The sequence below is a fragment of the Methylobacterium sp. WL8 genome (assembly GCF_008040045.1).
GTDB classification, from domain to species: Bacteria; Pseudomonadota; Alphaproteobacteria; order Rhizobiales; family Beijerinckiaceae; genus Methylobacterium; species Methylobacterium cerastii.
Window position 1 is genome coordinate 54,118 of record NZ_VRVF01000021.1, and the last position, 13,224, is coordinate 67,341.

At 74.4% G+C, this 13,224-nt stretch carries 17 protein-coding genes; 11 read left to right on the forward strand and 6 right to left on the reverse strand.

Translation table 11 applies throughout. The features are described 5' to 3' along the window. Positions 1 to 152: 152 nt before the first annotated feature. The 3 genes from FV234_RS10200 to FV234_RS10210 all read left to right on the forward strand — a co-directional run bounded on the left by FV234_RS10200 (position 153) and on the right by FV234_RS10210 (position 3,109). Complete coding sequence (locus FV234_RS10200; RefSeq protein WP_147829074.1) at positions 153 to 1,541, forward strand: DUF1800 domain-containing protein; 1,389 nt, start codon at positions 153 to 155, stop codon at positions 1,539 to 1,541. Positions 1,542 to 1,545: 4 nt separating this feature from the next. Further along, a complete protein-coding gene (locus FV234_RS10205; RefSeq protein ID WP_147829076.1) occupies positions 1,546 to 2,742 on the forward strand; it encodes a DUF1501 domain-containing protein in 1,197 nt (398 codons plus the stop codon). Positions 2,743 to 2,836: 94 nt separating this feature from the next. Continuing rightward, the gene (locus tag FV234_RS10210) at positions 2,837 to 3,109 is read left to right on the forward strand and encodes a hypothetical protein (RefSeq protein WP_147829078.1); all 273 of its coding nucleotides are present in this window, start codon (positions 2,837 to 2,839) and stop codon (positions 3,107 to 3,109) included. 63 nt (positions 3,110 to 3,172) lie between these two features. On the opposite strand, the gene chrA is transcribed toward FV234_RS10210, so the two are convergent. Together chrA and FV234_RS10220 are read right to left on the reverse strand one after the other, a co-directional pair. Next, on the reverse strand, positions 3,173 to 4,552 hold the full coding sequence (chrA, locus tag FV234_RS10215) for a chromate efflux transporter (protein ID WP_238272991.1): 1,380 nt from the start codon (positions 4,550 to 4,552) through the stop codon (positions 3,173 to 3,175). 73 nt (positions 4,553 to 4,625) lie between these two features. Then, positions 4,626 to 5,972, reverse strand: a complete 1,347-nt coding sequence (locus FV234_RS10220) for a hemolysin family protein (protein WP_147829082.1) — start codon at positions 5,970 to 5,972, stop codon at positions 4,626 to 4,628. Positions 5,973 to 6,140: 168 nt separating this feature from the next. Here FV234_RS10220 and FV234_RS10225 point away from each other — a divergent pair, with 168 nt between their 5' ends. The 6 genes from FV234_RS10225 to FV234_RS10250 all read left to right on the forward strand — a co-directional run bounded on the left by FV234_RS10225 (position 6,141) and on the right by FV234_RS10250 (position 10,481). Further along, a complete protein-coding gene (locus tag FV234_RS10225) occupies positions 6,141 to 7,100 on the forward strand; it encodes a VOC family protein (protein WP_147829083.1) in 960 nt (319 codons plus the stop codon). A gap of 62 nt (positions 7,101 to 7,162) precedes the next feature. Next, positions 7,163 to 7,789: an alpha/beta hydrolase gene (locus FV234_RS10230; RefSeq protein ID WP_147829085.1), complete on the forward strand. Its 627-nt coding sequence runs from the start codon at positions 7,163 to 7,165 to the stop codon at positions 7,787 to 7,789. Between the two features lie 157 nt (positions 7,790 to 7,946). Then, a complete protein-coding gene (locus tag FV234_RS10235) occupies positions 7,947 to 8,336 on the forward strand; it encodes a hypothetical protein (protein WP_147829087.1) in 390 nt (129 codons plus the stop codon). Between the two features lie 223 nt (positions 8,337 to 8,559). Beyond that, a complete protein-coding gene (locus tag FV234_RS10240) occupies positions 8,560 to 9,330 on the forward strand; it encodes a histidine phosphatase family protein (RefSeq protein ID WP_147753888.1) in 771 nt (256 codons plus the stop codon). Between the two features lie 40 nt (positions 9,331 to 9,370). After that, on the forward strand, positions 9,371 to 10,255 hold the full coding sequence (locus tag FV234_RS10245) for an NAD(P)H-hydrate dehydratase (RefSeq protein WP_147753889.1): 885 nt from the start codon (positions 9,371 to 9,373) through the stop codon (positions 10,253 to 10,255). A gap of 40 nt (positions 10,256 to 10,295) precedes the next feature. Continuing rightward, positions 10,296 to 10,481: a ribosome modulation factor gene (locus FV234_RS10250; RefSeq protein WP_147753890.1), complete on the forward strand. Its 186-nt coding sequence runs from the start codon at positions 10,296 to 10,298 to the stop codon at positions 10,479 to 10,481. A 66-nt stretch (positions 10,482 to 10,547) separates the two neighbouring features. Here the strand turns inward: FV234_RS10250 and FV234_RS10255 are convergent, their stop codons facing one another. After that, positions 10,548 to 11,246, reverse strand: a complete 699-nt coding sequence (locus FV234_RS10255) for an SDR family NAD(P)-dependent oxidoreductase (RefSeq protein ID WP_147753891.1) — start codon at positions 11,244 to 11,246, stop codon at positions 10,548 to 10,550. A 215-nt stretch (positions 11,247 to 11,461) separates the two neighbouring features. Here FV234_RS10255 and FV234_RS10260 point away from each other — a divergent pair, with 215 nt between their 5' ends. Both FV234_RS10260 and FV234_RS10265 read left to right on the forward strand, forming a co-directional pair. After that, a complete protein-coding gene (locus FV234_RS10260; protein ID WP_147753892.1) occupies positions 11,462 to 11,689 on the forward strand; it encodes a hypothetical protein in 228 nt (75 codons plus the stop codon). Between the two features lie 7 nt (positions 11,690 to 11,696). Beyond that, positions 11,697 to 11,876: a hypothetical protein gene (locus FV234_RS10265; protein ID WP_147753893.1), complete on the forward strand. Its 180-nt coding sequence runs from the start codon at positions 11,697 to 11,699 to the stop codon at positions 11,874 to 11,876. Between the two features lie 63 nt (positions 11,877 to 11,939). On the opposite strand, the gene FV234_RS10270 is transcribed toward FV234_RS10265, so the two are convergent. The 3 genes from FV234_RS10270 to FV234_RS10280 form a co-directional block, all read right to left on the reverse strand. Beyond that, a complete protein-coding gene (locus FV234_RS10270; RefSeq protein ID WP_147829089.1) occupies positions 11,940 to 12,350 on the reverse strand; it encodes an integron in 411 nt (136 codons plus the stop codon). 58 nt (positions 12,351 to 12,408) lie between these two features. Further along, complete coding sequence (locus FV234_RS10275; protein ID WP_147829091.1) at positions 12,409 to 12,912, reverse strand: hypothetical protein; 504 nt, start codon at positions 12,910 to 12,912, stop codon at positions 12,409 to 12,411. Further along, a partial coding sequence (locus FV234_RS10280; RefSeq protein WP_348643056.1) for a hypothetical protein occupies positions 12,899 to 13,224 on the reverse strand: 326 nt, incomplete at its 5' end. The genes FV234_RS10280 and FV234_RS10275, both read right to left, overlap by 14 nt.

The window sequence follows — 13,224 nt, forward strand, 5'->3', positions numbered from 1 at the left end:
ACAGCTCGACACGAAAGTCCGTCGGCCCGGGATCGTTGCGCGACAGGCCGAGGCCAAGGTTCGTTCCAACCCGATTTGCCAGGCCGATTCGCCGAGCAGATTCGCCAAGCCGCCGGTGCGGTGCGCCGCGGGGGGATCGAAGGATCGAAGCGATGACCACGGACGCCGTCCTGGCGCTCAACCGGTTCGGAGTCGGCGCGCGGCCGGGGGAGGTCGCCCGCATCGCCGCCGACCCCCGCGGATGGCTTCGCGCGCAGCTGTCGCAGCCCGCCGCGGCCCTGATCGACGACCCTGCGCTCCCGTCCTCCGATGCGGCGGCGAGGCAGCTCGCGCAGGCCCGCCGGGCGAAGCGCGATCCGGCGGCCGAGCCTGCGGCGCAGCCGGTCGATCCCGGGCAGCCGGTCGATAAGGCGAAGGCAGCCGATCCGGGGCAGGTCCGGCGAACGATCGGGCGATCCGAGGTCGCGGCGCGGCTCGCGCACGGCGTGGCGACGGAGGCCGGCTTCGTCGAGCGGCTGGCGCTGTTCTTCGCCAACCACTTCGCGGTATCGGCAGACAAGGGGCCGGTCCGCGTGCTCGCCGGCGCCTTCGAGCGTGAGGCGATCCGCCCGCACGTGCTCGGGCGCTTCGCCGACATGCTTGGGGCCGTGCAGCGCCACCCGGCGATGCTGGTCTACCTCGACAACCAGCGCTCCGTCGGCCCGGGCTCGGTGGCCGGCGCGCGCCGCGGCCTCGGCCTCAACGAGAACCTCGCCCGCGAGACCCTGGAATTGCACACGCTGGGCGTCGACGGCGGCTACGGCCAGGCCGACGTCACGGCGCTGGCCGCGGTCCTCACCGGGCGCGGCTGGGTGCCGCCGCTGGCCGACCGGCCGGATGCCGGGCGCTTCCTGTTCAGTCCCAACCGGCACGAGCCGGGCCCGGCGACGATCCTCGGCCGGACCTACGAACCGGGCGGGCTGGAGCAGGGCGACGCGGTGCTGGACGCGCTCGCGCGCCACCCGGCGACCGCCCACCACCTCGCCCGCAAGCTCGCGACCCACTTCATCGCCGACGACCCGCCGGACGGCGCGGTGGCGCACCTCGCCACCGCCTACCGCGAGGGCGACGGCGACCTCGCCGTGGTGGCCGCCGCCCTCGTCGCGACGCCGGAGGCGTGGGACCCGGCCCCGCGCAAGTTCAAGACGCCCTACGAGTTCGTGCTGAGCGCGGCCCGCCTCGTGCCCGGCATCGGCGCGGGCGACGGCCGCACCCTGCGCGCGCTCGCCGCCTTCGGGCAGCGCACCTTCGCGCCGCCGAGCCCGCGCGGCTGGCCGGACGCCGCCGCCGAATGGCTCGCGCCGCACGCCTTCAAGGCCCGGATCGACTGGGCCGCCGAGGCCTGCGAGCGGGCGCCGCCCGCGGACAACCCGGTCGCGCTCGCCGAGGACGCGTTCGGGCCGCTGCTCTCCGCGGCCACCCGGCGCGAGATCGCCCGGGCCGAAACCGGGGCGCAGGGCCTCGCCCTCCTCCTGATGAGCCCGGAATTCCAGCGGAGATAGGTCGATGCGCCTCCACCTTCCGACCCGCCGCGGCCTGCTCGCCGCCGGCTCGACCCTCGCGGTTTCCGCCCTGATGCCGCGGATCGCTTCGGCCGCCACCCGCGATCCGCGCTTCGTCTTCGTGATCCTGCGCGGCGCCCTCGACGGGCTCGCCTTCCTGCCCGCCCTCGGCGACCCGGCCTATGCGAGCTTGCGCGGCGCGCTCGCGCTGCCGGCTTCCGGCGACGGCGCGGCGCTGCCGCTCGGCGGCCTGTTCGGGCTCAACCCGAACCTGCCGTTCCTGAAGGGGCTGTTCGACGCCCGCGAGGCCTTGATGCTGCATGCGGTGGCGACGCCCTATCGCGAGCGCTCGCATTTCGACGGGCAGGACGTTTTGGAGAACGGCACTCCCAGCCCGAACGGCAGCGCGACCGGCTGGCTCAACCGCGCGGCCGGCCTGCTCCCGGCCGCCGGACCGGCCCGCGGACGCGACCTCTTCGCCTGCGGCGCGACGGTGCCCCTGGTGATGCGCGGGCCCGCCCCGGTGATGAGCTGGTCGCCCGGAGACCTGCGCACGCCCCTCGACGACACCGTGATGCGGCTGGAGCGCCTCTACGGCGAGCGCGACCCGCGCCTGCTGGCGGCGCTGACGGAGAGCAACCGCCTCGACGCGATGCTTCCCAAAGGACCAGCCGAAGGCGGTCCGGGCCGGTCCTACGCCACCCTGGCGGCGGCGGCGGGCCGGGTGCTCGCCCGGCCCGAGGGCCCGCGGATCGCGACCCTGGCGCTCGACGGCTGGGACACCCATGCGGCGGAGGGGCCGGCCTCCGGCCGCCTCGCCCACCTCCTCAAGGCCCTCGACGACGCGCTGGCCGCGCTGAAGGCGGAGCTCGGCCCCGCCTGGGGCGAGACCGTGGTCGCGGTCGCCACCGAGTTCGGCCGCACCGCCCACCCCAACGGCACGGACGGGACCGACCACGGCACGGCGGCGGCGGCCTTCCTCGCCGGCGGGGCGGTGGCCGGCGGGCGGGTCGTCGCCGACTGGCCGGGGCTTGCGCCCGCCTCCCTCCTCGACGGGCGGGACCTCCGCCCGACCCTCGACCTGCGCGCCGTGCTGAAGGGCGTCCTGCGCGACCATCTCGGCCTGCCGGACCGGGCGCTTTCCGACACCGTCTTCCCGGGCAGCGGAGGCGTCGGGCCGACGCGCGACCTCCTCGCCTGACCATCGTTTCCGGGCCTGCCAGTCCGGAATCCCGGTGCGGCCTCCCAGCGCGCCTCCCCTCACCCGAAAGGACGATCCGATGTTGAGACGATCGATGTTGAGCAGATCCCTGGGCGCCGCCATCCTCGCCAGCGCCTTCGCCGCGACCCTGTCGGGGCCGGCCTCGGCGCTTCCCCTCGTCGGCCTCGATGCGCCGGAGGCGAACATCGTCCAGGTCTACGGTGGCTGCGGCCCGTTCGGCCATCGCGGCCCCTACGGCGGCTGCCGCACCGGCGGGCAGGCGGGCGGCTACGTCCGCGGGCGCTCCTGCCCGCGGGGCTTCCACATCGGCCCCGCCGGCCGCCGCTGCCGGCTGAACCGCTTCTGAGCGATCGATCCCGCGCCGCCCCTCGCCGGGCGGCGTGGTCCCCGAGCCCACGGAGCAGCAAGCTTACCCGGCGAGGCCTGCCAAATGCAGGAGGATGCCGGCCGCGGAGCAGGCCGCCAGCGTCGGGATCACGCCGGCCTTGAACCGGAACACCGCCACGAGCGCCCCCAGCGCGAGGAGCAGCGCCCACGGGTCCAGGCTGGCGAGCACCGGCAGGTCGAGGCGGATCGGCCCGAAGGCGACCGGTTCGAGGCGGGCGAACAGCGTGTGCAGGGCGAACCAGACCGCGAGGTTCAGGATCACCCCGACCACCGCCGCCGTGATCGCCGAGAGCGCGCCGGCCAGCGCCCGGTCGCCGCGCAGGCGCTCGACGTAGGGCGCGCCGACGAAGATCCAGAGGAAGCACGGCGCGAAGGTCACCCAGGTGGTGAGCAGGCCCCCCAGCGTCCCGGCGAGCAGCGGCGGCAGGCCGCCCGGATTGCGGAACGCGGCGAGGAAGCCGACGAACTGCGTCACCATGATCAGCGGCCCCGGCGTGGTCTCGGCCATGCCGAGCCCGTCGAGCATCTCGCCGGGCCGCAGCCAGCCGAAATGCCCGACCGCCTGCTGGGCGACGTAGGCGAGCACCGCGTAGGCGCCGCCGAATGTCACCATCGCCATCTTCGAGAAGAATAGCGCGATCTGCCCGAACACCTCGCCGGAACCGACCAGGCCGACGATCGCGGCGACCGGCAGCAGCCAGAGCGCGCCCCAGATCGCCGCCGTCAGGAGCGTGCGCGCGGGGGCCTCGCGCTCCTGCGGCAACGCCGCGTCGCCGAGGAGATACGGCCCGGCCTTCGCGGTGCCTGTCGCGCCGTGGCCGCCGCCGACCCGGAACTGCGGCAGGCCGGCGCGGCCGCCGAGATAGCCGAAAAAGCCCGCCGCCAGCACGACCGCCGGGAACGGCAGGTCGAACAGGAACAGCGCGACGAACGAAGCCGCCGCCAGCGCCACCATCGGCGCGCTCTTTAGGGCGCGCCGGCCGATGCGCAGCACCGCCTCGGCGACGACGGCCAGCACCGCCGCCTTGAGCCCGAAGAACAGGCCGGCGACCACGCCGACGTTGCCCGACAGCGCGTAGATCCAGCTCAGCGCCATGATCGCGACGAGGCCCGGCAGCACGAACAGGCCCCCCGCGACGAGCCCGCCGCGGGTGCCGTGCATCAGCCAGCCGACATAGGTCGCGAGCTGCTGCGCCTCCGGCCCCGGCAGCAGCGTGCAGAAGTTCAGCGCGTGCAGGAAGCGACCTTCGGAGATCCAGCGCCGCTCCTCGACGAGGATGCGGTGCATCACCGCGATCTGCCCGGCCGGCCCGCCGAAGGACAGGGCGGCGATGCGGCCCCAGACGGGGACCGCCTCGGCCAGGCTCGGCATCCGCAACCCGGGCGTCGCGGTGTCTGGCATCGGGATGTCGGCGCCGTCCCCCATGTCGGGTTTCGCCTTCCGTGCGCCCGCCGCGGCCGGGCTGTCCGAGGTTTTAGGCGGCCACGCGGGAGGCCAGCACCTTGTCGATGCGGCGCCCGTCCATGTCGACCACCTCGAAGCGCCAGCCGCCGGCCTCGAACGCGTCGCCCGCCGCGGGGATGCGACCGAGCTCGTAGATCACGTAGCCGGCCAGCGTCGTGAAGTCGTCGGAATCCGGCGTCTCGGCCAGTTCCAGCCGCTCGAACGCCTGGCGGGCCGGGATCATCCCGTCGATCAGCAGCGAGCCGTCGGCGCGCTCGACCACGTCGGGCTCCTCGCCGGGTTCCGGGATGTCGCCGGCGATCGCCTCCAGCAGGTCGGTCTGGGTGACGATGCCCTCCAGGGTGCCGTACTCGTCGACGACCACCGCCATCCGCATCGGCTGGCTCTGGAAGGTTTCGAGCACCGCCAGGATCGTCATGCTCTCGTGCACGACGATCGGCGCCTGCGTCGCGGCCGTCAGGTCGATCGCGTCGCCGTCGAGGACTTGGTCGAGCAGGTCCTGCTTGCGCACCACGCCGACGAGTTCGTCGACCTGGCCCCGGCTGACCACGACCTGGGCGTGGCCGCAGGCGCGCACGGCCTTGAGGATCGCCGCGTGGTCGGCGTCGGCGTCGACCCACTCGACCTCGTGGCGCGGGGTCATGATGTCGCTGACCCTGCGCTCGCCGATGGCGAAGATCCGCTCGACCGCCTCCTGCTGGACCTCGCGGATCAGGCCGGCCTCCTGGCTCGCCTGGATCAGCAGGTTGAGTTCGGCGGTCGAGTGCAGCGAGCCCTCGCCATGGCCCGGCTGGAGGCCGAACAGGCGCAGCACGCCGTTGCCGAGCCCGTTGAGGAACAGGATCGCCGGCCGGAACACGAACAGGAAGATGCCGAGGGGGCGGACTACCGCGAGCGCGGTGCGCTCGCTGCGCTGGAGCGCGAGGCTCTTGGGCGCCAGCTCGCCGAGCACGATGTGCAGCGACGTGATCAGGGCGAAGGCGATCGCCACCGCGATGGAATGGGCGGCGACCGGCCCGAGCGACAGCGGCAGCCCGTCCACCGCCGGCGCGATCAGGTGGGCGAGCGCCGGCTCGCCGACCCAGCCCAGCGCCAGCGACGACAGGGTGATGCCGAGCTGCGTCGCGGCCAGATGCGCGTCGAGGCGGTCGGTCGCCCGCTGCAGCGCCGTCGCGTTCGCGCGCCGTTCGGCGACGAGTTCGGCGACGCGGCTCCGGCGCACCGAGACCAGGGCGAATTCGGCCGCCACGAAGAAGCCGTTGGCCAGCACCAGGACGAGGACCGCGAGCAGCCCCAGCGCGGTCGCCCATGCATCGTCGGAAATCGCCGTCTCCCGTCGTGTCGAACGCCCCGCCATAGCAGCCGGCGGCGCGCCGGGCCACGCCGAAGGTCTCGGACGGCGGCGCATCGTCGAACGCAAAATCAGAAACGATGGGTTTCCATCGTTTCCGTTTCAAATCGCCGGGATGATCCTCAAATCAGGCCGATCGCGAGCGCCGGGCGGCGCTCTCAAAGGAGACACGTCATGTCCGAGATCGGCCTCCACCACGTCACCGCCTTTTCCGGCCCGGCAGCGCGCAACCGCGATTTCTACACCCGGGTGCTCGGGCTGCGGCTCGTCAAGACCACCGTCAACTTCGACGACCCGGGCACCTACCACCTCTATTACGGCGACGAGACCGGTCGCCCCGGCACGCTGCTGACCTTCTTCCCGATCGCGCATGCGACGCCGGGCCGGCTCGGCGTCGGCGAGACGCAGGAGATCGCGCTGCGGGTGCCGCGGGCCGCGATCGGCTGGTGGATCCACCGCTTCGTCGCGACGTCCGTCGATCACGACGCGCCGGCGAGCGTCTTCGGCGAGCCGACCCTGCGCTTCCGCGATCCCGACGGGATGCGGCTGGCCCTGGTCGGCGTCGACGGGGCGGAGTCGGAGCCGGCCTGGGGCGGCGGCGCGGTGCCGGCCGAGCACGCGGTGCGCGGCCTGCACGGGGTCACGCTGCGCCTCGCCGAGACCGGCCCGACCGCGGCGATCCTCGCCGACGGCCTCGGCTTCCGCGAGACCGCGCGCGAGGGCGCGTCGATCCGCTTCGCCGGGGACGCGGCGGCCGGCGGCTTCGTGACCCTCGAGGCGGCCGGCGCGGTCGCCCGGGGCCGGCAGGGCGCCGGGTCGGTGCACCACATCGCCTTCCGGGCCGCCGACGACGCGGCCCAGGCGGCGATGGTGGCGCGGCTCTCCGCCGACCACGGCCTCGCGGTCACCGAGCAGCGCGACCGCCAGTACTTCCGCTCGGTCTACTTCCGCGAGCCCGGCGGCGTGCTGTTCGAGATCGCGACCGATGCGCCGGGCTTTGCCGTCGACGAGCCGCTCGCCACCCTCGGCGGCGCCTTGAAGCTGCCGGCCGGCCTCGAACCGCACCGGGCGCGGATCGCGGCCGCCTTGCCCGACCTCGCCTTGCCCGACCTCGCCTTGCCCGACCTCGCCTGACCCGTCTTCCCGCCCCGCGCCTACGGGGCGGGATCGCCCTGCCCGCTTCCTGGAAGTCCGTCATGACCACCACCGATCTCGGCTTCGTCCACCGTTTCGAGCCGGGCGACGCGTCCGTTCGCCCCCTGCTCCTCCTGCACGGCACCGGCGGCGACGAAGCCGACCTGCTGCCGCTCGGCCGGCGGGTGTCGCCGGGCGCCGCCCTGTTGTCGCCGCGCGGTCCGGTCCTGGAGAACGGCATGCCGCGCTTCTTCCGCCGCCTGTCCGAGGGCGTGTTCGACGCCGACGACGTGCGCCGCCGCGCGGCCGACCTCGCCGGGTTCGTGGCGGCGGCGCGGGCGCGTTACGGCCTTCCGGCGCCGCTGGCGCTCGGCTTCTCGAACGGCGCCAACATCGCCGCCGCGATGCTGCTGCTGCACCCCGAAACGCTGGCGGGCACCGTGCTGCTGCGGCCGATGGTGCCGCTGTCGGACGCCGCGCCGGCGGACCTCGCCGGCCGGCCCGTGCTGATGCTGTCGGGCGCGGCCGATCCGATCGTGCCGGCCGAGAACGCGGCGCGGCTCGCCGCCCTCCTCACGGCGGCCGGAGCCCGCGTCGAGCACGCCACGCTTCCGGCCGGGCACGGCCTGTCGCAGGCCGACCTCGCCGGCGTCGAAGCCTGGATGGCGCGCGAAGCGCCGCCGGCTTGAGAGCCGCCGCCGGCTTGAGGGCTGCCGCCGGCTTGAGGGCCGCCCCCGATCCGCGGCCATCCCCCGCAGGCGCTCCCTCGCGGCGTGCAAGCGTATAGGAAGGCACGCCGCGCCCTGCCGACGCCCGGCAGGACGCGCACGGACGCGGGAGCTTTCCATGGATGCCGACCTCGCCGAAACCCTGCGCCGGGCCGCCGCCGCCGGGCGTCGGCACGCCCAGACCTTCGTCGTCCAGACTTTCGTCGACCAGGTCGGCGCCGACGCCCTCCCCTGGTCGGTGGTCGCCGCCTTCGACGCCGAGATCCGCGGCTCGGTCGAGCGCGACCGGCGGATCGAGGACGAGCGCGACCGCGTGCTGATCGCCGCGGTGAAGCTCGCCGACGGCAGGCCGGAGGACGGGACGGAGGCGATCGAGACGGCGCGCGCGCACCTGATCGCGGCGATCGACTACCTGGAACAGGCGGTGCTGCGGTTCGGCGTCGTCAGCCGGGCCGGGGCGAAGCACGGCTTCGGCCCCGCCGGCCGTCCGATCGTCGCGCGGAGCTGAGCACCCCACGGCCGGATGCGTCGCCTGCGTTCGAGCCGTGGTCCTGGCGAAATCGCCGTCGCCGCGTGCGACGACTGCGAGCCCGCCCGGTTGACGTTGGCGGGCTTCCTCGTGCCCTTCGTAAGGATCGTTCCGGCCGCCGCGACGGTTTGCGCCTGCGCAACCGTCGTCCATCTCGACAACCGATGCCGCGCCGGCCGACCGGTGGCGGCTGGAGACTTCCGTGCCGCACAGACAGCCGCTTCGCCTCTGGATCGTCCGCCATGGCGAGAGCGCCGGCAACGTCGCCCGCGATGCGGCCCAGGCCGCCGGCGCGACGCGGATCGACATCGCCGAGCGCGACGTCGACGTGCCGTTGAGCGAACGCGGCCACCGGCAGGCCGAAGCCCTCGGGCGCTGGTTCGCCGCGATGCCCGCCGACGCGCGGCCGAACCTCGTCCTGGCCTCGCCCTACCGCCGCGCGGTCCAGACGGCCGAGGCGATCCGCGCATCGGGGGCGCTCGCCGCCGGCGCGCCGCCGCTGCTGGTCGACGAGCGCCTGCGCGAGAAGGAGTTCGGCATCCTCGATCGCCTCACCCGCGCCGGCATCGAGCAGTTGCACCCCGAGCAGGCGGAACTCCGCACCGACCTCGGCAAGTTCTACCACCGGCCCCCGGGCGGCGAGAGCTGGTGCGACGTCATCCTGCGCCTGCGCAGCGCGCTCGACACGATGGCGCTGCATTACGAGGGCCAGCGCATCCTCCTGGTCGCCCACCAGGTGGTGGTCCTGTGCCTGCGCTACCTGCTGGAGAATAGGACCGAGGCTGAGATCCTGGCCATCGACGCGCAGGGTGACGTCGCCAATTGCGGCGTCACCGAATACGCCCCCGCGGCGGTCGCCGCGCCCGGCCCCGCCCTCGACCTGATCCGCTACAACTTCGTCGCACCCCTTGAGGCACAGGGTGCTCCCGTTACTTCCGAACCCGACGCCAACGAAGCACAGGCCAAGAGCTGACAGCGTTGCACCATCGTCGGAAACCGACCGGAGGACAGCCATGGGCGCCGTGACACCGCTGACCGAGCACGTGCTCCGCGGCATGGCCCCCCCTAAGCCGGAGGGCGACAGCAAGGACGGCCGCGGCTGCGTCCTCATCGTGGCAGGCTGCACGGGCCTGCCCGGTGCCGTGCTGCTGAGCGCCGACGCGGCGATGCGCGTCGGCGCGGGCAAGCTCCAGATCGGCGTGTGCCGCGACCTCGCGATCCCGATCGGCATCGCCGTGCCGGAAGCCCTGGTGGTCGGCTTGGCGCAGACCGAGGGCGGCGGCATCGGCCGCGACTGCGCCGACGACCTCGTCGAGCGGGCCGGCGCCGTCGACGCGATCCTCACCGGTCCGGGCATGAGCGAGGACGCGGACACCGAAGCCGTGGTGTCCGCCCTCGTGCGCGGGGGCAAGGAGGCGGCGTTCGTCCTCGACGCCGGGGCGCTCGTTGCGCTCCGCGCCGACCCGGACCTGACCCGAAGCCTGTCCAGGCCGGCGATCATCACCCCGCATGCGGGCGAGATGGCCAAGCTCCTCGACCTGGATCGCGAGGCCGTCGAGGCCGACCCGCTGGCTGCGGCGCGCCGCGCCACCGAGCGCTTCGGCACGGTGACGGTGATGAAGGGCGGCCGGACGCAGGTCGTCTCCCCCGACGGCCGCGCCTGGTGCTACGAGATGGGGCATGTCGGCCTGGCGATCTCGGGCTCGGGCGACACGCTCGCGGGCCTGATCGTCGGGCTGCTCGCCCGCGGGGCCGAGCCCGAGGCGGCGGCTCTGTGGAGCGTCTACGCCCACGGCGAAGCCGGTCGCCGGCTCGCCCGCCGCTACGGCGGGATCGGCTTCCTGGCGCGCGAGATCCCGGCGGAGGTGCCCTGCATCCTCGCCGAGGTGATGACCTGAGGCCGAGTCCGGTCTCCAACGTTTGCGAAGCGAGGACCCCATGGCGCAGCCGCCGGACGACAACCTGGACCACTACGCGCTCGGCTTCTACGCGCCGGGCAAGACCCTGCGCCGCGAGGACTGCCCCTATGCCGAAGGCATGGAGGCGCACGACCTCTGGCTCGCGGGCTACGACGCGGCCCTGCGCGGCGATACGCTCGAGGATCGTCCCGCGCCGCAGGCCTGAGCCCGGGCGACGGCGTTTGGCCGTCGGAACCGCCCGCGGCGCATGGACTACCCCGCGGCGCATGGACTACCAGGGCACGGTCTGCCCGGCGTGGTCGAGGAAGACGCAGCCGCGCTGCCCGAGGTGCCGTTCGAGCACCGTGACGATGCCGCGCGCGCTGGTCTCGACGTCGAGGGTCGCGCGCCGGCCGCCGAGATCCGTGCGCACCCAGCCCGGATGCATCAGCACGACGCCCCAGGCCGCCTTGGCGTGCTGCCCGGCGAAGGAGCGGGCCAGGGTGTTGAGCGCCGCCTTGCTCGCGCGGTAGCTGCTCCAGCCGCCGCCGCGGTTCAGCGAGACCGAGCCGAGCTTCGAAGTCATCAGGACGACGAGCCCGTCGGGGGCCACGCGCGCGTGGAACGCCTCGGCGAAGCGGATCGGGCTGAGGGCGTTCGTCTGGAAAACCGCCGTCGCCACCGCGCGCGGCATCGCGGCGGCCGGCGTGCCGGCCTGGGTGGCGACGCCCGCGACCACGAAGACGAGGTCGAAGGCCGGCGCGTCCGCGAGCGTCCTGCGCAGGGCGGTCACCGCCGCGTCGTCGTCGATGTCGACGCCCGCCTCGATCCGCAGCCGGCCGTCGGTCGCGAGGCCGGACAGGGCGGCGGAAGGGCGGCGCACGGTGGCCGTCACGTCCCATCCGCGATCGAGGAACCGGGCGACGAGGCCGAGCCCGAGGCCGCGGGAGGCGCCGACGACCAGCGCCCTGCGGGCGGTCAAGGCGCACATCCCCGGCTGGGCATTACGACGACCGGCCTGCGCGGCAAGGCCGATGAAGCGCCGCCTGCGACGGCTCTCGTGACGGCATCGATGAGGGGAGGCATCGCTTCAGGATAGGTCCCGGAGCCGGCCTGTCGAGGAAACGGTTTGTCGCGTGGCAACGCCCGGAGCGGATGGGGCCGAGCCGCGTTGACCCTGTGACACCGCCGGACAGGACCCCCTCGATGCATGCGAAGCGACTGGCGGAGACCGAGGCGGCACTCGCCCGCACCGACCGCCTCTGGCGGGCGGAGGTGAGCCGGCTCTACGGCCCGGAGGGCGTCCTCCGGTTCGGCTACGGGCCGGAGGGGCGCGGCGTGGACGGCTCGTCCGTCCGGCGCGCCTACGAGGCCCGTCGCGACGCGGTCGCCTCCTGGCGCCACGAGCGGCGGTCGGCGCACGCGGTCCGGTAGCCCGACCGTGTCGACCGCGACGGCCTCCATCCTCGGCCTGTGGTCCGCCTACTGGGCGGCGATGTTCGCGCAGGTCGCCCACCTGCGGACGCTCGACGACGGCGTCGGCGCAACCACCTGCGGCTGGGTCTCGCGAAGCCTCCTGGCCATCGGAACCGCGTTCTTCCTGCTGGCGAAGGGCGGGTAGGCGAAGGCACGCGCGGGGTCGGCTCTGGATCGACGCCTGCCCCTCCGGCCGCCTGCGAATTGCTCAGCCGGCCAGGTCGGTGAGGTAGCGCCGGTGGACCCAGCCGGACCGGCACGGTCCCGCGTAGGCGGTCCGGCGTGGCCAGGGCGTCGCGACGCCGCAATCCTGCCCCTCCGGGGCCGCGTACACGACGCCGAGCCACGGCCCACGGGTCTCGCAGACCGACAGGCGCTGGCCCGTATGGATGCGATCGACCTCGCGGTAGGGGCGGCCGCCGGGGCCGCTGCGCACCGAGAGGAAGTCGTCGCCCTTCGGGTCGAGGCCGGTGACGGCGGCCAACCGCGGGCAGGCGTCGAGCTCAGGCCCGTCCGCGCCAGCCTGGACCGGCACGTCGAGGGAAGCGGTTTGCGCGTGGGCGGCCGCGATCGACAGGCCGAGCGCCGCGGCGAGGACGAGCGGCTTGCGCCAGGTCATGAACCACTCCGTTGCGGACGGGGCGACGCCGCGCCGGGCGAGCTATGTCGGCGGCGGATCACCGGTCAAGCACCGGCGGCGCGGCAGAGCGCGTGCGCCGAAACCGGGCGAGGCCGTGCCGGACGGCCGCCACCAAGCCGAACGCGGTGAGCCAGGCGAGGAGCCAGATTTCGTACAGGTCGGCGTCCATCGCGGATTCTCCGTCGAGGCCGAGCCAGGCGGCCAGGCCGTGCGGGACCGGAACGCCGGACCCGAGCGCGAGGCGCATCGCCGGGATCGACAGCAGGGAGGTGACGAGTATGTGCGCCGCCGCCCGGTAGAGCGGCCGGGCCGCGCCCGCGACGGTTCCCGCGAGCCCCGCGAGCAACGCCGCGCCGAGCCAGAGCGCCACAGGCCGCCGGGCCGCATCGGCCTCGGCCCCGCCGGGCAGGAGCGGAAACAGGAGGAACAGCGGCGCCAGGCCGAGCGCGAACAGCAGCGCGAGGGGCGGCACGTGCAGCAACCGGGCGACGCGACGGCGAACCGATTCGTCGGCGTCGGCGCCGTTCTCAGCCGCCCGCATCGCGCGCCGCGTCGAGGATCTTCAGGATCGCAGGGCTCCGGCCATGGCGACGGCGCAGGCGCGCCTCGTCCGCGTCGAGGGCGTCGCAGCCCAGGTCCTTGACCGCGGCGGCGATCTCCCGCCCCCGGGCCGCGTCGTAGGCGTCTTCGCCGGTCCAGTGCCGGCAGCCGGTCAGGCGCGTCAGGTAGCGCTCCACGTCGGCGGGGCGTCGGCCGGGCTCCGCCGCCAGCGGCGACACCGGAAGCAGCGCGGCCAACAGCGCGAGCCGCATCGTCCGTCCGGTCATTCCGTCACCTCCGCCCTCACCCCCGC